This is a genomic window from Brachybacterium sp. p3-SID957, from assembly GCF_025144775.1.
GTDB lineage: Bacteria > Actinomycetota > Actinomycetes > Actinomycetales > Dermabacteraceae > Brachybacterium > Brachybacterium epidermidis.
The window spans coordinates 15,725-35,724 of the sequence record NZ_JALXKT010000006.1 but is presented as its reverse complement, the minus strand read 5'-3'; the positions used below and the strand labels follow the sequence as shown (position 1 = coordinate 35,724).

The window sequence follows — 20,000 nt, the reverse complement described above, 5'->3', positions numbered from 1 at the left end:
AACCCATCATTCGCCCGGGAACGGTTCCCGGGCCTCACCCCAGGAGGCTGAGATGACCATCCACCGCACCCGACTCACCCGATCCGCCGTCGCCCCACGCACCGTCCGATCCAGGCAGGAGAGCCCGTCGATCCCGTCCCAGGCCCGACGACGTGCGTCCCTGGGGGCGCGCCTTCTTGCTCGCCTCGCCGCTGACAGGGGCGATGTCCCGGGGTGGGTGATGATCACGCTCATGACCGCGGCGATCGTGGTCGCCCTGTGGGCGATCGCATCCGAGCAGTTCGTGGCGATCTTCAACAACGCCCTGCGCCCGTTCCTCGGTGAGGAGCTCTGAGACAGCCCATGGTGGGTGCGATGGCCCCGGCGCTCCCGCTCCGGCCGCGCCCTCTGGCGGGGCTGGCGCGTCGGCTGCGCGGTGAGGACGGATCGGCCGTGGCAGAGTTCCCGCTGGTGTCCGTGCTGATCATCATGATCGCGCTCGGGGTGATCCAGGCGGCGCTGATACTCCACACTCGCAACACCCTGATCGATGCGGCTGTCCAGGGCGCGCACCATGCGGCACTGGTCGGCTCGACACCCGAGGACGGTGCTGCCCGAGCCGAGTCCCTCATCAGCGGTCGCTTCGGTGACTCGCTCGATGCCGAGGCCACAGCGACCACGGACGGGAGCGGGACCATTCGCGTCCAGGTGAGCGCCACCTTGCCCCTGGTGGGGATGATCGGGCCCTCGGCCGGTCTGCAGGTGGAAGGGCGTGCGATCGACGAGAGCACCTGGTAGTCGGATACCGCTGCGCGCTCGTCACGATGGAAGGAGGGATGTCGTGCGAACTCTGTACCGCCGATGGCGGGCCGAGGACGGCAATGCGCTGGTGGAGTTCGTGGTGCTGGCCGTCGCACTGCTGCTCCCTGCCCTGTACCTGGTGCTGACCCTGGGATCCGTGCAGTCCGCTGTCTTCGCCGCCGACATCATCGCCCGGGACACTGCCCGCATCCATGCCGTCGAGCAGGAACCCGTGCGTGCCCAGCAGCGCAGCAGCGATCACGCCGAGATGGTCCTGGAGGACTTCGGTCTGTCCGCTCGCGATGCGGTGGAGGTCTCCTGCACCCACGATCCCTGTGCCACCGCCGGCGGCACCGTGACTGCCACCGTCCGGATCCCGGTGCCGATTCCCGGGCTCGGGCCGGTCCTCGGCCAGAAGGGCCCGGTGGCCGTGAGCTCCGGACACGCGGTGCAGGTGGACCAGTACCGGGCAGGCAACGGATGATCCCGCGCGGGAACGGAGCAGGCGCGCTGATGACGCGGCTGCGCAGCACCGATGGATCGATGACGATCCTCACCACCGGCGTCCTGGTGGTGATCCTGATGGTGATCGCCGTGGGCACCTCGATCACCGGGGTGCACCTGGAGCGCAACCGGCTCCAGCACGCCGCCGACGGAGCCGCCCTGGCCGCCACCCAGGCGCTGGACCCTGCCGACCTGTACGGCCACGGATCCGGGGGCGTCCCCTCCGAGGCCGATGCGCGCTCCGCCGCGATCGAGCATCTGTCCACCTACCCGATCGACTCCACCCGAACCGAGGATCTCGACATCACCGGGGTACAGGTGGACACGGATGGCACGGTGCGCATCCAGCTCTCGGCCACCACCCACCCACCGCTGGCAGGATGGTTCACCCGGGGCACGGGCATCGCCGTCCCCCTCACGGTCGAAGGGCAGGCACGCTCACGATGAACACAGGCGCAGCAGTGAGCTCCCCGCACAGCCCGCTCCGGTCAGCAGCCGACACCGTGCTGCTGGCTCCCGACAAGTTCAAGGGTTCGGCCACCGCCGCCCAGGTGGCGAAGGCTCTCGCCCGCGGCATCTTGGCCACGGCCCCCGAGGTCCGCCTGATCCACTGCCCCATCGCCGACGGCGGCGACGGCACCGTTGACGCCGCCCTCACCGCCGGGTACACCGAGCACCCCGCCACCGTCACCGGGCCCACCGGGAAGAAGCGCGCCGCCCGTTGGGCCCAGGGGTCCGACGGCACCGCCGTGGTCGAACTGGCCGAGACCGTCGGCCTCCAAGCACTCCCCGGGGGCGATCTCGCCGGCCGCACCGCCTCCACCCGCGGTCTCGGGGAACTGATCCTCGCCGCCGTCACCGCGGGCGCTCGCAGTGTGATGGTGGGCCTGGGCGGCAGCGCTTCCACCGATCTCGGGGCAGGGCTGCTGCAGGGGCTGGGGGCGCGGCTGCTCGATGCGGACGGGGTCGGCATCGGGCCAGGGCTCGACGGTCTTGCGCGCCTGGTGACCGCGGACCTGGACCCTGCCCGAGAAGCCCTGGACGGGGTGCAGCTGATCATCGCCAGCGACGTCACCAGCCCCCTTCTGGGGCCCGAGGGCGCTGCTGGCGTGTTCGGCCCGCAGAAGGGGCTCGCCGCCACCGAGATCGACGAGGCCGAGGCGATCCTCGAGCGGGCCGCCGCCGTCCTCGACCCCAGCGGTGACCTCCGGGACCGGCCCGGTGCTGGGGCGGCCGGGGGAGCGGGCTTCGCCCTGCACCTGCTCGGTGCGCTCCCGCGCTCCGGGGCCGACGCCGTGCTCGAGCTCGCCGGCTTCGACCAGCACCTCGATAGCGCCCACCTGGTGATCACCGGGGAGGGAGCGCTCGATGAGCAGACCCTCCAGGGCAAGGGCCCCGCCGAAGTGGCGCGCCGCGCCGCCGCCCGGAGCCTGCCGGTGCTCGCCGTGGCCGGCGCGGTCCGGCTGGACCCGTCCCGCCTGCGTGAGGCCCGCATCGAGCGGGCCTGGGACCTGCTCTCCCGGGCCGGCGGCAGCGCCCAGGCCATGGCCCGCACCGAGGAGCTGCTCGAGGACGTCGGCCGCAAGATCGGTGCGCACCTGAGCGAGGCCCGGCTCGGCCAGGGCCGGGAACCCTCCTGACGGCTCCCCGGCAGCACTGCCGTAGACTCCCCCCTTGTGGCAGCCATCGACTTCTCCGCAGAGATCCCGCACCTCCGTTCGACCCTGAGCTCGATCGAGCAGGTGACGGACGTCAGCGCGCTCGAGGCGAAGATCGCCGAGCTCGAGAAGGAGGCATCGGACCAGAACCTCTGGGACGACGTCGACAACGCCCAGCGCGTCACCTCCGCCCTGTCCCACGCCCAGGCCGAGCTGCGCCGCGTCACCGAGCTCGGCCAGCGCATCGACGACCTCGAGATCATGGTCGAGCTCTCCGCCGAGGAGAACGACGCCGAGGCGCTCGCCGAGGCCGAGGCGGAGTTCGCCGCCATTCGCAAGTCCCTCGACGAGCTCGAGGTGCGCACCCTGCTCTCCGGCGAGTACGACGAGCGCAACGCGGTGATCACCATCCGCGCCGGCGCCGGCGGCGTGGACGCAGCGGACTTCGCCGAGATGCTGCTGCGCATGTACCTGCGGTGGGCGGAGCGCCACGGGTACTCCACCAAGGTGATGGACACCTCCTACGCCGAGGAGGCCGGACTGAAGTCCGTGACCTTCGAGGTCAGTGCCCCCTTCGCCTACGGCACCCTCTCCGTCGAAGGCGGTACCCACCGCCTGGTGCGCATCAGCCCCTTCGACAACCAGGGCCGGCGCCAGACCTCCTTCGCCGCCGTCGAGGTGATCCCGCTGATCGAGTCCACCGACTCCATCGAGATCCCCGAGAACGAGCTGAAGATCGACGTGTTCCGCTCCTCCGGCCCCGGTGGTCAGAGCGTGAACACCACCGACTCCGCCGTGCGCATGACCCACATCCCCACCGGGATCGTGGTGTCCATGCAGGACGAGAAGTCCCAGATCCAGAACCGTGCCGCCGCGCTGCGCGTGATGCAGTCCCGCCTGCTGCTGCTGAAGAAGGAGCAGGAGGCCGCCGAGCGCAAGGAGCTCGCCGGGGACGTGAAGGCCAGCTGGGGCGACCAGATGCGCTCCTACGTGCTGAACCCGTACCAGATGGTGAAGGACCTGCGCACCGAGTACCAGGAGGGCAATCCCTCCTCCGTGTTCGACGGCGAGATCGACGAGTTCATCGACGCCGGCATCCGCTGGCGCGCCGAGCAGGGCAAGGAATCCGACGCCTGATCCCGTCGAGTCCCGCTGCGCACCGAGGTTTGACCAGGACTTGACCGTCCCGGTGACGGTGGCAACGGCGCATCTGCTCCTGGGGCGCCTACCCTGGAAGCGCTCAGCTTCCCCGACCCCGACAGGCGCTCGTGATCCGTTTCGACGACGTCACCAAGACGTACATGCGTGGACAGAACCCCGCGGTGGAGAACCTCGATATCGAGTTCGCCCGCGGGGAGTTCGTGTTCCTGGTGGGGGCCTCCGGTTCCGGCAAGTCGACCCTGATGCGCATGGTGCTCAAGGAGACCGCGCCCACCAGTGGGACCGTGCACGTGGCCGGCAAGGACCTCTCCCGCATCCCCTCGTGGCGGGTGCCGGCGCTGCGGCGCGACATCGGCATGGTGTTCCAGGACTTCCGCCTGCTGCCCTCCAAGACCGCCTACCAGAACATCGAGTTCGCCCTGGCCGTGATCGGCACCCCCCGCAAGGTGGTGCGGCGCCTGGTGCCCGAGATGCTGGAGATGGTGGGACTGGAGGACAAGGGCCGCCGCCTGCCACACGAGCTCTCCGGCGGTGAGCAGCAGCGCGTGGCCATCGCCCGGGCCTACGTCAACCGCCCCTCGATCCTGCTGGCCGACGAGCCCACAGGCAACCTCGACCCCTCCACCGCGGAGGGAATCCTGGACCTGCTGGCCGAGATCAACGATCGCGGCACCACCGTGGTGATGGCCACTCACGACCGCACCGCCGTCGACCGCATGCGCCGCCGAGTGGTGGAGATGGTCGCGGGCAGGGTGGTGCGCGACGACGCCCACGGCACCTACGAGTCCGTCGCCCCGGAGAGCGTCATCTCCGGCAACCTCCCCGACGGGGCCGAGGACCTCGACGCACAGGCCCTCGCCGATCCGGAGACGGATCACCGGGACAGCACCGATGATGCCCAGCGCTCCCCCGACGACCGTCCCGGGAGACAGGCGGGCGGATCCCACCGCGTCCCCCATGACGGCGACGACCTGCTCGACGAGCGCGATGCCCACCTGCGCGAGGAGGACGAGGCCTTCGCCGAGGACCTGCACGATCCGGAGTCCGCACGATGAGGGCGCGGTACATCCTCAGCGAGATCCTCACCGGTCTGTGGCGCAACATCTCCATGGTGATCTCGGTGGTGATCGTCACCGCGGTCTCCCTGACCTTCGTGGGCACCGGCCTGCTGATGCAGAAGCAGATCCTGGAGATGAAGAACACCCTGGTGGAGCAGTCGCAGGTGACCATCTTCATGTGCTCGCCCCACTCGACGGCGGCCTCGTGCGCCGGGGGAGCGGCCACCGATGCGCAGATCGACTCCGCGCGCGAGGCCCTCGAGGGGGACGTGCTCTCCCCGTACATCGACAGGTTCTCCGAACGCAGTCAGGACGAGGCCCTGGAGATCTACCAGGAGCAGTTCGCGGGGGAGGGGTTCGTCTCGAACTTCACGGCCGCGGACATGCCCGTCTCCTTCCACATCACGCTGAAGAACGCGGAGGACTCCGACGCGGTGGTCGAGTTCTTCCAGGGACGCGACGGCGTGGACGAGGTCACCGACCTGCTCAGCGTGTTCGCCCCGTTCATCGACGTGCTCAACCAGTCCACGATGTTCGCCCTGGGACTGGCGGTGCTGATGCTGGTCGCCGCCGCTCTGCTGGTGGCCACCACGATCCGGATGTCGGTGGCCAACCGCCGCCGCGAGATCGCGATCATGCGCCTGGTGGGAGCCTCCAACGTGTTCATCCGGGCACCGTTCTTGCTCGAGGGCGCCGCGGCCGCCCTCATCGGAGGAGTGATCGCCTCAGCGATGCTGTGGGTGGGCCTGCGGTACATCGTCGAGGGCTGGCTGGTGGAGACCCTCGGCCCCCAGCTGATCACCGTGGGAACCGCCGACCTGGTGTGGGCGGCGCCGGTGATCATCGTGCTGGGCGCGGCGCTGTCCATCGTGTCCTGTGTGGTCTCCCTGAACCGCTACCTGAAGGTGTGAGCATGACCGATCGCCTCCTGCGCCGCCCGCTGTGCGTGCTCGCCTCCGCACTGATGGTGCTGTTCCCGCTGCTGGCGGTGCCGACCACGGCGCTCGCGGAGGGGTCCAAGGACGACAAGATCGCCGAGCGCGATTCGATCGAGCAGCAGCTCGAGGACCTCCGCCTGGAGCTGGACGGGGTCAACGACGACCTCGCCGACACCTACATGGAACTGGCCGAGACCGAGCTGCTGATCCCTCAGGCCCAGGACGCTCTCGACGACGCCCGGGAGGAGCTCGCGATCGCCGAGGAGGAGGACCGCGAGGTCGGCGAACGGCTGAGCAAGGCCCAGGACGAGGAGAAGGAGCTGGAGGACGAGGTCGCCGCCGGCCAGGACGAGGTCGACCGCACCGACGACGAGCTCGCCCAGGTGGCACTGTCGGCCTACAAGGGCGCGGGGATTCCCAACCCGGCCACCGTCTTCGTGGGCGGCAGCCCCCAGGACACGGTGGATCGCACCATGAACTACCGCCTCACCATGGCGTCCCAGGGGTCGCGCCTGGACACCCTGCGCACCGACCAGGCCGTGAGCGAGAACTCCGCCGACCGCCTCACCGCCGTGCGCGAGGAGATCGACGACCTCAAGGCCGAGGCCGAGGAGACCCTCGAGCGGAAGACCCAGGCCGAGCAGGACGCCGAGGACGCCAAGCAGGAGCTCGACGACCTGTATGCGCAGCAGACGCAGCAGCGCGACGACCTCGAGGACAAGAAGAAGCAGTACGAGGACGACGAGCAGAACCTGGAGTCGCGCAGCTCCTCCCTCGACGACGAGATCGCCGAGCTGGCCCGCAAGGAGCGCGAGCGGGAGGAGAGCAGCGGCAGCGGCGGGGCGCAGCCCGCAGTCACGCCCTCGGGCAGCGGATGGACCCGCCCCGTCGGTGAGCGCCTGAACTCCAACTTCGGCTGGCGCGTGCATCCGATCTACCGCACCCGCCGCCTCCACGCCGGGGTGGACTTCCCCTCCGCCTGCGGCGTCCCGGTGGGCGCCACCCAGTCCGGCCGCGTCATCCAGCGCACCTACAACCGCGGCGCCGGCAACAAGATCGTGCTCAGCCACGGCATCCACAACGGCAAGCTGATCACCAGCTCCTACCACCACCTGCAAGGCTTCGCACTTCCGGTGGGGGCGAGCGTCTCAGCCGGGCAGACCGTGGGCTACGTGGGCACCACCGGAAGCTCCACCGGCTGCCACCTCCACTTCGAGATCCACGAGGACGGCAACGCCGTCAACCCCGCGAAGTACATCTGAACCAGGACGCGCCGCCCGGGAGCGGTTTTGAGGCCGGCGCCCGGTGCCGTGCCCTCGCGCCCTGCGCATAATCGCTCGCACACGACCAGGAGCGGCGCGTAGGCTGGGACGCTGGCGCGGGGACCGCGTCGGCTCCGGTGAGGCCGAACGGTGGCGCTGGTGGATCACGAGGTGAGGAGGGACCATGGCCACGAAGGCCGAGAAGAAGGCGACCAAGGCCGCGAAGAGGCAGGGCGCTGCGGACGGACCCGTCAAGAAGCTCATCGCCTCCAACAAGAAGGCCCGTCACGACTACCACATCGATGACACCTGGGAGGCCGGCATCGTGCTGACCGGCACCGAGGTGAAGTCCCTCCGTGACCGCGGTGCCTCCCTCGTCGACGGCTACTGCTATCTCGATGGCGGCGAGGTGTGGATGGATGCCGTGCACATCGCCCCGTACGTGAAGGGCACCTGGACCAACCATGCCGCCCGCCGCAAGCGCAAGCTGCTGCTGCACAAGCACGAGATCGCCAAGCTCGCCGGGAAGACCCGTGAGAAGGGCTACACCCTGGTCCCGCTGGAGATGTACTTCCTCGGATCCCACGCGAAGGTGGTGATCGCCCTGGCCCGCGGCAAGAAGGAGTGGGACAAGCGGCACACCTTGCGCGAACAGCAGGATCTGCGTGAGGCCCAGCGCGCGATGCGCCGGCGAGAACTCGTCTGACCACACAGTTTTACTATCGCTTGAGCTGATGTTGGGTTCCCTTATACAGTTGGCGTGCGCCGGACCAGGCACACCGACGGAGCTGCGAGGAGCAGCTCGACCACGAAGGGGTACCGATGAGGGAATCGCGCACGACCAGGGCGGGCCGCACGGCTCGAGCGCTCATGACCGGAGTGGCGGCCGCCGTGCTGGCACTCGGCATGGTCGGATGCAGCAACGATGCAGAACCGGTCGATCAGCCGACAGCGGGCGAGGAGGCGACCGGGGGCGACCAGGGCCCGGCATCATCGGACGGCGGAGGCACCGCCACCGACTCCGATGAGGCCACCGACGACCAGTCGGAGGTCGGAGCGAGCGACGGGGGAGGGGCGGATGCCCCGGAGGCCCGGGGCAGTGCAGGCAGGCCGCCGGCCGTGCTCTACATCGTCGACGGGGTGGAGGAGGCCGTGGACACCTCGCAGACCCCGTGGACGCTCACCGGTGACGGCTTGGCAGGCGTGCTTGCCGGGCACGAGGTGATCAGCGACCGTACCGCCCCCTCCTGTGACGGCGAGCTCGCCTACACCGATAGGTCCTCCGTGAACTGCACGGCATCCTTCGACATGGAGGGCCTCGACGGGGAGCAGGAGCTGACCGTGATGGCGGTACGCGCGCCGGTGGGGTTCGACCCGGCCGGTTCCCCGGCACTGCTGGTGAGCATCGGTGCCCCGCCATCGGCGCAGGCACTGGAGACCTTCACCGATCAGGACAACCATCTCGTCGGAGTGGGGCAGGGCTCCATGTTCGGCACGGATGAGCTGAGTGCCGCGGAGCTCGGCGAGGCTGTCCAGGCCACTGCGAACAGCGATGCCGGGTACGCCCCCCTCGACTCCCCGATCGCGGTGACCGAGTGCGAGGGTGCGCTCCCGGCCGGCTCCCCGGATCCCGTCGGGTGCGACGTCGTCTGGGAGCACTCGACCGACGCCGGCTTCGATGCCGAGGCGATGGCTGTGTGGTTCGTGGACTCCGACCCCGGGCTGCTGGTGGCCCTGGAGATCGGCGACCAGTCCACCGAGGGCGAATCGGGCTGATCCGCCCGTCCGCAGGCCCACCGGACCCGGTATTCCCCGGATCCCGGTGGGCCTGCCCACGTAGAAAAGACCTTGGGCGAACGCGCGCCACCGGCTACACTGGTATGACCGTGGACGAGGGTCCACCAGCCGTACGGCTGAGGATTCCTCTGATTGACAAGTGAACATCGAGTGCACCGGCAGCCCATCAGCTGCCGCTCCATGCCACTGCTCCACGCTCGGGGACGATCGGTTTCGACGGTAGTTGTCCAGCGAGGGGAAGCGGGCCGAGAATCCAGAGTCAACTCGTTAATGTCCTCTGGAAACCAATAAGTGCCGAACCCAAGCGCACTGACTTCGCTCTCGCTGCCTGATCAGCGACAGCAGTCTGGAACCCCGGGCGTGCTCCTGACCCGGATCGTTCCATCATCAAAGGAGCCACTGCTTCCGTCCCTCGTCATCGGGGCCGGGTGAACACCTCAGAGTGACTGAGTCCGTCGACGACGTGTCCGTGCGAGCGTCGGGACTGAGAAAGCGCCTTTCACGGACTGCGCCCGGAGAAGCCCTGGCTTCGCACTATCGGACGCGGGTTCGATTCCCGCCGTCTCCACTCGATGAGAAGTACCAGAAGGCCCCCTCACCTGCGCTGAAGCGCGGGGGAGGGGGCCTTCTGCATGCGTCGTCATCACGCGGTGAGCATTTCTCGCACGCGCCTGGCTGCACCCGGTGTCGGCGCTCCCGTCCCATCGGTACCATCTCCGGTATGGACATGACGCGTGTGCGGGATCGGTTCTGATGGCCGGGGTCCACTCGCACGGCCACGCACATGGCCATGCCCACGGCAGCGCCCGCACCGCCCGGGGGCGCCTGGCCATCGCCTTCGGGATCACCCTGGTGATCGTGCTCGCCCAGGCCGTGGGCAGCGTGATCACCGGCTCCCTGGCACTGCTGACGGACACAGTCCACGCCCTCGCGGACGCCTCGGGACTCGCCGTGGCGCTGATCGCCGCCACCATGATGCTGCGTCCGCCCAGCAGCGCGCGCACGTGGGGCTTCGCGCGCATCGAGGTCATCGCCGCCCTCGGGCAGGCGGTGCTGCTGCTGGTGGTGGGGCTGTACACGGCGGTCGAAGGGCTCTCCCGGCTCGCCGCGCCCCCGGAGGTGCCCTCCCGGGAGCTGCTGATCTTCGGCGTCGTCGGCCTGGCGGCGAACATCGCCGCCATCCTGATCCTCTCGGGCAGCGGATCGGCCAACCTGAACCTGCGAGCCGCCACCCTCGAGGTGGTCAACGACGCCCTGGGGTCCCTGGGCGTCATCGTGGCAGCCGTGGTCATCGCCACCACGGGGTTCCAGCGGGCCGATGCACTGGCGGGACTGTTCATCGCCGCCCTGATCGTCCCCCGGGCGTTCCGGATCCTCCACGAGACCCTGCGGATCCTCATGGAGTACACCCCGCGCGGTGTCGATCTGGACGAGGTCCGCGAGCACATCCTGGCGCTGGACCACGTGGTAGACCTGCACGACCTGCACGCCTCCGCAATCGGCAGCGACTTGCCGGTGATCTCGGCGCACGTGGTGATCGCGGACGGCTGCTTCGAATCCGGTCATGCCCCGCAAATCCTCGCCGACGTGCAGTCCTGCCTGCGCAGCCACTTCCCGATCGCGTTCGAGCACTCGACGATCCAGTTGGAGACGGAGGAGATCCGCCGCCAGGAGGCCTGGGCCGCCCTGCACGAGTGACGCCGCCCTGCACGAGTGACCACAGCCGGCCCGTGGCGCGCGCACATCGGGCCGCCAGGGCGCGGACAGCGCCGACTGTCGGCTCAGCCGTCGATCAGTGCCCCGTACCCCAGTTCCACCAGGTGCGCCCTGCTCATCGCCAGCGACTCGAAGATGTCGCGCCCGTAGGTGAGGTCCTGCTCCACCAGCAGGTGCTCCGCACCGGAGGCGATGCCCTGCTCGATCACCGGTGCCCAGTCCAGGGTTCCCTGTCCCACCTCGGCGAACTGCACGATGGAGCCCTGCCAGTAGGTGGGGAAGGCGGTGGTGTCCCCTGCATCCATCGCCGCCAGCACCTCGGCCGGGGGAAGGGTGATCCGGTAGTCCTTCAGATGCACCATGTCCAGCACGCCGTCGAACTGCCGCAGGGTGCGCTCCGGGTCACGGCCGCCGCGCTGCACCCAGTGGCAGTCGATCTCGAAGCGCAGGCTCGGGGCCTTCTCGCGCAGGTGCTCCAGCAGCGTGCGCCCGTCGATCCGGGCGAACTCCACGTGGTGGTTGTGGTAGCTCAGCGAGATGCCCGCCTCCTGCATCCGGGCCGCGTACTGCTCGGTCTCATCGCAGAACGCGAAGAACGCCTCCGGGGAGCGCATGGCCTCTATCGGCATCATGCCGATCCGGATCATGGAGGTGCCGAGCGTCTGCGCCTCCTCCACCAGCAGATCGAAGTGATCGGCCAGAGTCTGGTCCTGGGAGGAGGGCGGCGCGGTGGTCTTCGCGGAGATCGCGGCGTACTCGATGCCCAGTTCCGTGCGAGCCCGCTCCATGTCGGCCACGTTCTGCGCGGTCATCGGGATCTGGGAGACCTCGACGACGCTGTAGCCGGTCTCGCGCACCCGCTCCAGGACCGGCAGCACCCCCTGCTCGGCGATGTGGTCCCTCAGCATCATCAGCTGGATTCCGATGCGCGCCATGGCACTCTCCTCGAGGCAGTCGGGTGCGCACCAGCCTATCCAGCGCGACCGGTCCTGCTGCGGCAGGTTGCCGCCCGTTGTCGTGACGGGGGCACGGCACCGGGCAGGATCGACGAACAGCCGAGCGGGGGCCGGCCACCACCCGTGGCTCAGTCGAAGCAGAGCCCGTGCCCGCGCTGGCAGCGGTTGCCGTCGCGCGCAGCGGTGGCTGACCGGGGCTCAGCTCGCCTGCACCCGGTCCCGAGCGCGCACGAACGCCTGCACGCAGGCCTCGATGTCCTCCTCGGTGTGCGCGGCGGAGAGCTGCACGCGGATGCGCGCCCTTCCGCGCGGCACCACCGGGTAGGAGAACGCGGTGACGTACACGCCCTCCTCGAGCATCGCATCGGCGATCCGACCGGCCAGCGCGGCGTCCCCGAACATCACCGGGACGATCGCGTGCTCGCCGTCCAGCAGCTCGAAGCCCTCTTCGCCCATGCGTCGACGGAACCGGGCTGCATTGTCGAACAGCGTGCCGCGCAGCTCGTGCGAGGCGGCCACCAGCTCGAGGGCCTTGATCGAGGCGGCCACGATCGCCGGTGCCAGGGAGTTGGAGAACAGGTAGGGACGGCCCTTCTGCCGCAGCATGGCGATGATCTCGGCGCGACCGGAGACATAGCCGCCGCTCGCGCCGCCCAGCGCCTTGCCGAAGGTACCGGTGTAGATGTCCACCCGATTCGAGACCCCGAAGTGCTCCGGTGTGCCGGCCCCGGTGGCGCCCATGAAGCCCACCGCATGGGAGTCGTCCACCATCACCAGCGCGCCGAACTCCTCGGCGAGGTCGCAGATCTCCTCCAGCGGTGCCAGGTACCCGTCCATGGAGAACACCCCGTCGGTGACGATCACGGTGCGGCGAGCGCCCTTCCCGTCGTGCAGCTGCGCGGCTGCCTCCAGCTGGGTGCGCAGATCCGCCATGTCGGCGTTGCGGTAGCGGAAGCGCGCCGCCTTGGACAGGCGGATGCCGTCGATCAAGGAGGCGTGGTTCAGCTCGTCGGAGATGATGGCGTCCTCCTTGCCGAACAGGGGCTCGAACACGGCCCCGTTGGCGTCGAAGCAGGAGGAGAACAGGATGGTGGCCTCGGTCCCCAGGAACTCGCTCATGGCGTCCTCGAGCCGGAGGTGCAGGTCCTGGGTGCCGCAGATGAAGCGCACCGAGGCCATGCCGAAACCTCGCTCATCGAGGGCATCGTGGGCGGCGGCGACCAGGTCGGGGTGATCGGCCAGGCCCAGGTAGTTGTTGGCGCAGAAGTTCAGCACCTCAGAGCCGTCACGGCCGATGGGGCCCGCGGTGATGCGGCCCGACTGAGCGGTGGTGATCACCCGCTCGTGCTTGAAGGTCCCGGCCTCCTCGATCTGTGCGAGCTCGGCGGTCAGCTGATCCTTGAGGTCCGTGTACACGGGGTTCCTTCCTGGGGGTGGGGGTGAGTGGTCAATCGATGCTCTCCCAGTCCAGCAGCACCTTGCCGCCGCTGCCGGAGCGGGCGATCTCGTAGCCCTCCTCGAACCGGGAGGCAGGCAGCACGTCGGTGACGGTGCGGGTGACCAGTTCGCGCAGCTTCTGCGAACTGGTGAGCATCGCGGCCATCGCGTTCCAGGTCTCGAACATCTCCCGGCCGTAAATGCCCTGCAGGGTGAGCATGCGCGTGACCACGACCGTCCAGTCGATCTCGAACTGCCTGGGCGGGAGCCCCAGCAGCGCGATCTTGCCACCGTGGTTCATGTTCTCGATCATCTCCTGCAGGGCGGAGGCCTGCCCGGAGATCTCCAGACCCACGTCGAAGCCCTCGCGCATGCCCAGCTCCTGCTGGGCCTCGCGCACACGGGTGGTGGAGACGTCCACCGTGACGTCCGCCCCGCTCTCGACGGCCATCTGCAGCCGGTGCGGCGCCACGTCGGTGACGGTGATGTAGCGGGCACCGGCATGGCGCGCCACGGCCACGCACATCTGACCGATCGGGCCCGCGCCCGTGACCAGGACGTCCTCACCCACCACGGGGAACTTCACGGTGGTGTGCACGGCATTGCCCAGCGGATCGAACAGCGCGCCCAGCTCGGGGGAGATCAGCTCGGTGCCGCCGCCCGACTCGTGCACCCACACGTTCAGGTGCGGGATCACCACGTACTCGGCGAAGGCGCCATCCCTCTGCACGCCCACGGAGCGGGTGCGGATGCACATCTGCCGGCGTCCGGCCCGACAGTTGCGGCAGGTCCCGCACACCACGTGCCCCTCACCGGAGACGCGGTCGCCGATGCGCACATCGGGAACCTGGTCGCCCACCTCGACCACCTCGCCGTAGAACTCGTGGCCGGGGGTGAACGGGACGGTGTCGCACATGGCCTGGGCGGAGGCGTCCCAGGCCAGGATGTGCAGGTCGGTCCCGCAGATCCCGGCGCGCATCACCCGGATCTTCACGTCCCAAGGGCCGCACTTCGGCTCCGGCACCTCGGTGAGCATCAGGCCTGGCCCGGGCTCGGTCTTGCGCAGCGCACGCATCGCAGCGGTCGTCTCCTCGGTCACACCACGGGCCCGGCCAGGACAGCCGGCAGCCCGTGTCCGATCAGTGACCTTCATCCTAGTGCGGGCGCACCGCCTGCTCCTTCGGTACGGGCCGTAGAGTTGGCCCGTCATGACCGAGAACGCCCCCGCCGACCGCCCCAGGACTGACCTGCGGATCACCTACCCCACGGACCTGCCCGTCTCCCAGCGCCGCGAGGACATCCAGGCGGCCATCCGCGAGAACCAGGTGGTGGTGATCGCCGGCGAGACCGGATCCGGCAAGACCACCCAGATCCCCAAGATGCTGCTCGAGCTGGGGTACGGGGCCAAGGGCCGCCTGATCGGCCACACGCAGCCGCGACGCATCGCCGCCCGCTCGGTGGCGCAGCGGATCGCCGCGGAGCTGGGGGAGAAGCTGGGCGAGGGCACCGTCGGTTACCAGGTGCGGTTCACCAAGGAGACCAGCCGCGGGGCCCGCCTCAAGCTGATGACCGACGGCATCCTGCTGGCGGAGATCGGCCGGGACCGGCTGCTGAAGCGCTACGACGCGATCATCATCGACGAGGCCCACGAGCGCTCCCTCACCATCGACGTGATCCTGGGCTACCTGCGGCAGATCCTGCCCGAGCGACCCGATCTCAAGGTCATCATCACCTCCGCCACCATCGACCCCGAGCGCTTCGCGGCCCACTTCTCTTGCCGCCTCCCCTCCGGCGACCAGGAGCCGGCGCCGATCCTCGAGGTCTCCGGCCGCACCTACCCCGTGGAGATCCGCTATCGCCCCCTGGTGCTCGAGCCCGACCTCGAGGGGGACGCGGGCGAGGACGACGACCTGGACGACATCCACTCCGTCGAGCGTGACCTCACCCAGGCCATCACCGACGCTGTGGACGAACTGGCTGCTGAGGGCCCCGGCGACATGCTGGTGTTCCTGCCCGGTGAGCGGGAGATCCGGGAGATCGCCGATGCCCTCAGCTCCCACCTGGGGCGCGGCACCCGGGGCCGGGCCGCCCTGCCGGTGGAGGTGCTGCCCCTGTTCGGCCGGCTCTCCGCCGCCGACCAGCAGAAGATCTTCACCCCGCCCCCCGCCGGCACCTTCCGCCGCATCATCCTGTCCACGAACGTCGCCGAGACCTCCCTGACCGTCCCGGGCATCACGTACGTGATCGACTCGGGCCTGGCCCGGATCTCGAGGTACTCCCAGCGCACCAAGGTGCAGCGCCTGCCGATCGAGGCGATCTCCCAGGCCAGCGCGAACCAGCGCTCGGGACGCTCCGGCCGTACCGCCCCCGGCATCGCCATCCGCCTGTACTCCCAGGAGGACTACGAGGCCCGGCCCGAGTACACCGAGCCGGAGATCCTGCGCACCTCTCTGGCCTCCGTGGTGCTGTTGATGACCTCGCTGGGCCTGGGCGACGTGGAGTCCTTCCCCTTCGTCGAGCCCCCCGCCACGCGCGCCATCACCGACGGTGTGCGTCTGCTGGAGGAGCTGGGTGCCATCGAGGACGCCCCTGGTCAGCCCGGCGGGCGCCGACTGACGAAGGTGGGCCGCACCCTGGCCCGCTTCCCCCTGGATCCCCGCATGGCGCGCATGCTGATCGAGGCGCACCGCCTCGGGGCGCTGCGGGAGGTGCTGATCATCGTGGCGGCCCTGGAGATCCAGGATCCCCGCGAGCGGCCCCTGGGCCAGGAGCAGCAGGCCAAGGAGAAGCACCGCCGCTTCGAGGACGAGACCAGCGACTTCCTGGCCTATCTGAAGCTGTGGGAGCACCTGCAGCAGCGCCGCGATGCGCTGTCCGGCTCCGCCTTCCGCCGCGAGGTGCGCTCGGAGTTCCTGCACTACCTGCGCATCCGTGAATGGTGGGACCTGCACTCCCAGCTGCGGGACATGGCCAAGGACGTGGGGCTCTCCCGCAACGACACCCCCGCGAGCCCTCAGGCCATCCACCAGGCGCTGCTGGCGGGCCTGCTCAGCCATGTGGGCCTGTACGAGGAGCGCTCCCGCGAGTACACCGGGGCCCGCGGCGCCCGCTTCGCGATCTGGCTCGGCTCGGCCCTGGCCAAGAAGCGACCCGACTACGTGATGGTCGCCGAGCTGGTGGAGACCTCCCGGCTGTGGGGCCGCACCGCCGCCCGCATCGACCCCGCCTGGGCCGAAGAGGTGGGCGCCCACGTGGTGCGGCGCTCACATTCCGCACCGCACTGGTCCTCCAAGCGGGCCGGCGCGATGGCCCACGAGAAGGTCACCCTGTACGGGGTTCCCATCGTGGCCGACCGCGTGGTGGGCTACGGACGCATCGACCCCGAGGCCGCTCGCGACATCTTCATCCAGCACGCCCTGATCGAGGGGGACTGGCGCACCCGCCACCACTTCTTCCGCGACAACCGTGCCCTGATCGCCCGACTCGAGGAGCTGGAGGCCAAGACCCGTCGGCGCGACCTGCTGGTCTCCGACGAGCAGCTGTTCCGCTTCTACGACGAGCGGATCCCCGCCGAGGTGGTCTCCGGCGCCCACTTCGACTCCTGGTGGAAGAAGCAGCGGCACGAGACGCCGGACCTGCTCACCCTCACCGAGGACGACCTGCTGGACCCGGACGCCGACGTCGCCCACCTGGCACGGGACTACCCGGACACCTGGGTGCAGGGCGACATCACCCTGCCGCTGAGCTACTCGTTCGGCGAGGTGGGGGCCAAGGGGGCCGATGGCGTGACCGCCACCGTGCCGCTGGCCGTGCTGAACCGTCTCGAGCCGCGCGGCTTCGACTGGTTGGTGCCCGGCATGCGCCACGAGCTGATCACCGAGCTGATCCGCTCCCTGCCCAAGCCGATCCGCCGCCACCTGGTGCCGGCCCCCGAGCGGGCCAAGGCCGTGGCCGCAACCCTCCACGACGACGACCCCGATGCGGGCGAGCCCTTCGTGGAGGCCGTGGCCGATGAGCTGGTGGCCCTGCCCGGGGTGCCCCAGGACCTCCCCCTGTACGGGGCCGAGTTCGACCTGGCGAAGCTGCCCGCCCACCTGCGCATGCACTTCCGGGTGGTGGACGCCAAGGGCCGCCAGATCGGCAGCGGCGACTCCCTGGCCGATCTCAAGGCCCGCCTCAAACAGCGCGTGGAGGCCTCGGTCTCCTCCCGCGGTGACGACCTGGCCCGCACCGACCTGCGCAGCTTCCCCGAGGACGGGGTGCCGCGCGTCCACGAGTCCACCGTGGGCGGGCTGAAGGTCACCGGCTACCCCGCACTGGTGGCCCGTCGCGACAAGGACGGCACCGTCAGCCGCATCGACCTGGCCGTCCTCGCGACCGCGGACGAGCAGTCCCTGGCTCACCGCGCCGGTCTGATCGCCCTGATCGACCGGGAGGTGGGGACGGACCTGTCCGGGGTGCTGAACTCCCTTCCCAACCCCACCAAGCTGGCCGTGGCCGGTTCGGACTACCCCTCCACCGCGGCCCTGCTGGCCGATGCTTCCCGCGCGGCCACCGCCCACCTGGTGGGGGAGGGCACCGCCCGCACCCGTGCCGAGTACGACGCACTGCTGGAGAAGGTGCGCGCACGCCACGACGTGCTCGCCGCCCAGGCCGTCAAGGACGCCGCCGGTGCGCTCGCCGTCCACGGCCGGCTGCAGAAGGAGGTCTCCCGCGCCTCCTCGCTGGCGATCCTGAACACGCTCACCGCGATCCGCGAGCACGCCGCCTCCCTGCTGGGCGACGGCTTCATCTCCCGCACGGGGCTGGACCACCTGGGGGACCTGCGCCGCTATCTCGAGGCCGATCTGGTTCGCCTGGACAAGCTGCAGCGCATTCCCCGTCGCGACGACCAGCTCGCCTGGCAGATCGACGACATCACCCGGTACTGGGAGGGAGTCCGGGCGAAGCTCTCCGCTCGTCGCCTGGCCGAACCGGACGCCGGTGAGATCCCCTGGATGCTCGAGGAGCTCCGCGTGAGCCTGTTCGCCCAGACCCTGGGCACGAAGTACACCGTCTCGGACAAGCGGATCCGCAAGGCCATCGCAGAACTGGGGTGAGCGCCCCAGCCAGATGGTGCCCGCCGCTCAGGCGATCTGGGTGCGCCGCGCGCACGACGAGACACCGTTCGCCGGCTGAATGACCACGGTCCGGCGGGCCGACGGATACGCTGTGTCCCATGTCACCGATGCCCTCCGTGAGCTACTCCATCACCATCCGTCTCGAGTTCGCGGCACGCTCCGCCGCCGTCAGCGACATCACCGGCAGCATCGAGCGCCACGGGGGCTCGGTCACCGCCCTGGACGTCTCCGCCTCCGGGCCGGAGCGGATGCGGGCCGACATCACCGTCCTCACCGGCGGCCACGATCACGCGATGCAGATCGTCGAGGAGCTGCGCGTGCTGGACGGCGTGGAGCTGGGCAAGGTCTCCGACCGCACCTTCCTGGCCCACCTGGGCGGCAAGCTCACCGTCGAGTCGAAGGTTCCCATCCGCCACCGTGACGATCTCTCCATGGTCTACACCCCGGGCGTGGCCCGGGTGGTCAAGGCCATCGCGGAGAACCCCGAGGACGCCCGCCGCCTGACCATCAAGCGCAACACCGTCGCGGTGGTCTCCGACGGCTCCGCCATCCTGGGCCTGGGAGACCTGGGGCCGCTGGCGGCCATGCCGGTGATGGAGGGCAAGGCGGCCCTGTTCAAGCGCTTCGCCAACATCGACGCCTTCCCGATCTGCCTGGACGCCCACTCGGTCGACGACATCGTCGCCCACGTCAAGGCGATCGCCCCCGTGTTCGCCGGCATCAACCTCGAGGACATCTCCGCCCCCCGCTGCTTCGAGATCGAGGACCGCCTCCGGGCTGAGCTGGACATCCCCGTGTTCCACGACGACCAGCACGGCACCGCCATCGTCGTGGTGGCCGCGCTGCGCAACGCCCTGCGGGTGGTCGACAAGAAGATCGAGACCGCCCGCATCGTGCTGTCCGGCGCGGGCGCGGCCGGCACCGCGATCCTCAGCCTGCTGCGCGCCGCCGGGGCGCGGGACGTCGTGGTCACCGACGTCGACGGCGTCGTCCACGAGGGCCGCGAGCGGCTCGCCGGTCGCCTGCCGTGGATCGCCGAGGTCACAAATCCGCGCGGCATCACCGGCACCCTGCGCGACGCCGTCGCCGGGGCCGACGTGTTCATCGGCGTCAGTGCCGGCAACATCCTCACCGCCGAGGACGTGGCCACCATGGCAGATCGCTCCGTGGTGTTCGCGATGGCCAACCCCACCCCGGAGATCGATCCCTCCGAGGCCGCCAAGCACGCGGAGGTCGTGGCCACCGGACGCAGCGACTTCTCCAACCAGATCAACAACGTGCTGGCCTTCCCCGGCGTTTTCCGCGGCCTGCTCGATGCTCGTGCCACCCGGGTCACCGACCGCATGCTGCTGGCCGCGGCGAAGGCCCTGGCCGACGTGGTCACGCCCGAGGAGCTCAACCCCACCTACATCGTGCCCAGCGTGTTCCACGAAGGTGTCACCAAGGCCGTCGCGAGCGCAGTGGAGAAGGTGGCACGGGAGGACGCCGGGACGGTGGACACCATCACCGGCGCCATCCAGGCCGTGTACGCCGACGAGATCAGCCTGGAGGGCTGAGCACGGTCGGCGTCGGCGCTTCCACCCCGGCACGACGGCCGCCGGCCCGATGGCGGC

General features: G+C 69.8%; 17 protein-coding genes and 1 other RNA gene. 15 read left to right on the top strand and 3 right to left on the bottom strand.

What is annotated here, in order from left to right:
- The first annotated feature begins 52 nt into the window (after nucleotides 1-52).
- The 13 genes from M3B01_RS02300 (at nucleotide 53) to M3B01_RS02240 (ending at nucleotide 10,856) form a co-directional block, all read left to right on the top strand.
- The gene (locus tag M3B01_RS02300; RefSeq protein ID WP_259789217.1) at nucleotides 53-334 is read left to right on the top strand and encodes a hypothetical protein; all 282 of its coding nucleotides are present in this window, start codon (nucleotides 53-55) and stop codon (nucleotides 332-334) included.
- Nucleotides 335-432: 98 nt separating this feature from the next.
- The gene (locus tag M3B01_RS02295) at nucleotides 433-777 is read left to right on the top strand and encodes a TadE family protein (protein ID WP_259789216.1); all 345 of its coding nucleotides are present in this window, start codon (nucleotides 433-435) and stop codon (nucleotides 775-777) included.
- A 43-nt stretch (nucleotides 778-820) separates the two neighbouring features.
- Nucleotides 821-1,264, top strand: coding sequence for a hypothetical protein (locus M3B01_RS02290; RefSeq protein WP_259789215.1), 444 nt, complete (start codon nucleotides 821-823; stop codon nucleotides 1,262-1,264).
- A gap of 59 nt (nucleotides 1,265-1,323) precedes the next feature.
- Nucleotides 1,324-1,731, top strand: a complete 408-nt coding sequence (locus M3B01_RS02285; protein ID WP_228018477.1) for a pilus assembly protein TadG-related protein — start codon at nucleotides 1,324-1,326, stop codon at nucleotides 1,729-1,731.
- A complete protein-coding gene (locus M3B01_RS02280) occupies nucleotides 1,728-2,924 on the top strand; it encodes a glycerate kinase (protein WP_259789214.1) in 1,197 nt (398 codons plus the stop codon). The genes M3B01_RS02285 and M3B01_RS02280 overlap by 4 nt, the downstream gene beginning before the upstream one ends.
- 36 nt (nucleotides 2,925-2,960) lie before the next feature.
- Nucleotides 2,961-4,079 (top strand): peptide chain release factor 2, encoded by a 1,119-nt coding sequence (gene prfB / locus M3B01_RS02275; RefSeq protein WP_193864720.1) that lies wholly within the window; start codon nucleotides 2,961-2,963, stop codon nucleotides 4,077-4,079.
- Between the two features lie 131 nt (nucleotides 4,080-4,210).
- Entirely contained in the window at nucleotides 4,211-5,158 is a 948-nt protein-coding gene (gene ftsE / locus M3B01_RS02270) for a cell division ATP-binding protein FtsE (protein WP_193864721.1), read from the top strand.
- Entirely contained in the window at nucleotides 5,155-6,072 is a 918-nt protein-coding gene (gene ftsX, locus M3B01_RS02265; RefSeq protein ID WP_259789213.1) for a permease-like cell division protein FtsX, read from the top strand. The genes ftsE and ftsX overlap by 4 nt, the downstream gene beginning before the upstream one ends.
- Before the next feature lie 2 nt (nucleotides 6,073-6,074).
- Nucleotides 6,075-7,361, top strand: coding sequence for a murein hydrolase activator EnvC (locus tag M3B01_RS02260; RefSeq protein ID WP_193864723.1), 1,287 nt, complete (start codon nucleotides 6,075-6,077; stop codon nucleotides 7,359-7,361).
- A gap of 184 nt (nucleotides 7,362-7,545) precedes the next feature.
- Nucleotides 7,546-8,067: an SsrA-binding protein SmpB gene (gene smpB, locus M3B01_RS02255; protein WP_228018478.1), complete on the top strand. Its 522-nt coding sequence runs from the start codon at nucleotides 7,546-7,548 to the stop codon at nucleotides 8,065-8,067.
- A gap of 164 nt (nucleotides 8,068-8,231) precedes the next feature.
- The gene (locus M3B01_RS02250; RefSeq protein WP_193864724.1) at nucleotides 8,232-9,137 is read left to right on the top strand and encodes a hypothetical protein; all 906 of its coding nucleotides are present in this window, start codon (nucleotides 8,232-8,234) and stop codon (nucleotides 9,135-9,137) included.
- A 220-nt stretch (nucleotides 9,138-9,357) separates the two neighbouring features.
- Nucleotides 9,358-9,729: a transfer-messenger RNA gene (gene ssrA / locus M3B01_RS02245) on the top strand.
- 182 nt (nucleotides 9,730-9,911) lie between these two features.
- Nucleotides 9,912-10,856, top strand: coding sequence for a cation diffusion facilitator family transporter (locus tag M3B01_RS02240; RefSeq protein ID WP_259789212.1), 945 nt, complete (start codon nucleotides 9,912-9,914; stop codon nucleotides 10,854-10,856).
- A gap of 83 nt (nucleotides 10,857-10,939) precedes the next feature.
- On the opposite strand, the gene M3B01_RS02235 is transcribed toward M3B01_RS02240, so the two are convergent.
- The 3 genes from M3B01_RS02235 to tdh all read right to left on the bottom strand — a co-directional run bounded on the left by M3B01_RS02235 (nucleotide 10,940) and on the right by tdh (nucleotide 14,342).
- Nucleotides 10,940-11,809 (bottom strand): sugar phosphate isomerase/epimerase, encoded by an 870-nt coding sequence (locus M3B01_RS02235; protein WP_259789211.1) that lies wholly within the window; start codon nucleotides 11,807-11,809, stop codon nucleotides 10,940-10,942.
- A gap of 219 nt (nucleotides 11,810-12,028) precedes the next feature.
- On the bottom strand, nucleotides 12,029-13,246 hold the full coding sequence (locus M3B01_RS02230) for a glycine C-acetyltransferase (RefSeq protein ID WP_259789210.1): 1,218 nt from the start codon (nucleotides 13,244-13,246) through the stop codon (nucleotides 12,029-12,031).
- Between the two features lie 31 nt (nucleotides 13,247-13,277).
- A complete protein-coding gene (gene tdh, locus M3B01_RS02225; RefSeq protein ID WP_259789209.1) occupies nucleotides 13,278-14,342 on the bottom strand; it encodes an L-threonine 3-dehydrogenase in 1,065 nt (354 codons plus the stop codon).
- Nucleotides 14,343-14,475: 133 nt separating this feature from the next.
- On the opposite strand from tdh, the gene hrpA reads away from it, so the two are divergent.
- Complete coding sequence (gene hrpA / locus M3B01_RS02220; protein ID WP_259789208.1) at nucleotides 14,476-18,366, top strand: ATP-dependent RNA helicase HrpA; 3,891 nt, start codon at nucleotides 14,476-14,478, stop codon at nucleotides 18,364-18,366.
- A 119-nt stretch (nucleotides 18,367-18,485) separates the two neighbouring features.
- Nucleotides 18,486-19,943 (top strand): NAD-dependent malic enzyme, encoded by a 1,458-nt coding sequence (locus M3B01_RS02215; protein WP_259789207.1) that lies wholly within the window; start codon nucleotides 18,486-18,488, stop codon nucleotides 19,941-19,943.
- The last annotated feature ends 57 nt before the right edge of the window (nucleotides 19,944-20,000 follow it).

What these genes read in the sequence shown, in the direction of transcription:
- M3B01_RS02300 (WP_259789217.1), top strand. Translation starts at nt 53, where the DNA reads ATGACCATCCACCGCACCCGACTCACCCGATCCGCCGTCGCCCCACGC.
- M3B01_RS02285 (WP_228018477.1), top strand. Translation starts at nt 1,324, where the DNA reads ATGACGATCCTCACCACCGGCGTCCTGGTGGTGATCCTGATGGTGATC.
- M3B01_RS02280 (WP_259789214.1), top strand. Translation starts at nt 1,728, where the DNA reads ATGAACACAGGCGCAGCAGTGAGCTCCCCGCACAGCCCGCTCCGGTCA.
- ftsX (WP_259789213.1), top strand. Translation starts at nt 5,155, where the DNA reads ATGAGGGCGCGGTACATCCTCAGCGAGATCCTCACCGGTCTGTGGCGC.
- M3B01_RS02260 (WP_193864723.1), top strand. Translation starts at nt 6,075, where the DNA reads ATGACCGATCGCCTCCTGCGCCGCCCGCTGTGCGTGCTCGCCTCCGCA.
- smpB (WP_228018478.1), top strand. Translation starts at nt 7,546, where the DNA reads ATGGCCACGAAGGCCGAGAAGAAGGCGACCAAGGCCGCGAAGAGGCAG.
- M3B01_RS02250 (WP_193864724.1), top strand. Translation starts at nt 8,232, where the DNA reads ATGACCGGAGTGGCGGCCGCCGTGCTGGCACTCGGCATGGTCGGATGC.
- M3B01_RS02240 (WP_259789212.1), top strand. Translation starts at nt 9,912, where the DNA reads ATGGCCGGGGTCCACTCGCACGGCCACGCACATGGCCATGCCCACGGC.
- M3B01_RS02235 (WP_259789211.1), bottom strand. Translation starts at nt 11,809, where the DNA reads ATGGCGCGCATCGGAATCCAGCTGATGATGCTGAGGGACCACATCGCC.
- tdh (WP_259789209.1), bottom strand. Translation starts at nt 14,342, where the DNA reads ATGCGTGCGCTGCGCAAGACCGAGCCCGGGCCAGGCCTGATGCTCACC.
- hrpA (WP_259789208.1), top strand. Translation starts at nt 14,476, where the DNA reads ATGACCGAGAACGCCCCCGCCGACCGCCCCAGGACTGACCTGCGGATC.
- M3B01_RS02215 (WP_259789207.1), top strand. Translation starts at nt 18,486, where the DNA reads ATGTCACCGATGCCCTCCGTGAGCTACTCCATCACCATCCGTCTCGAG.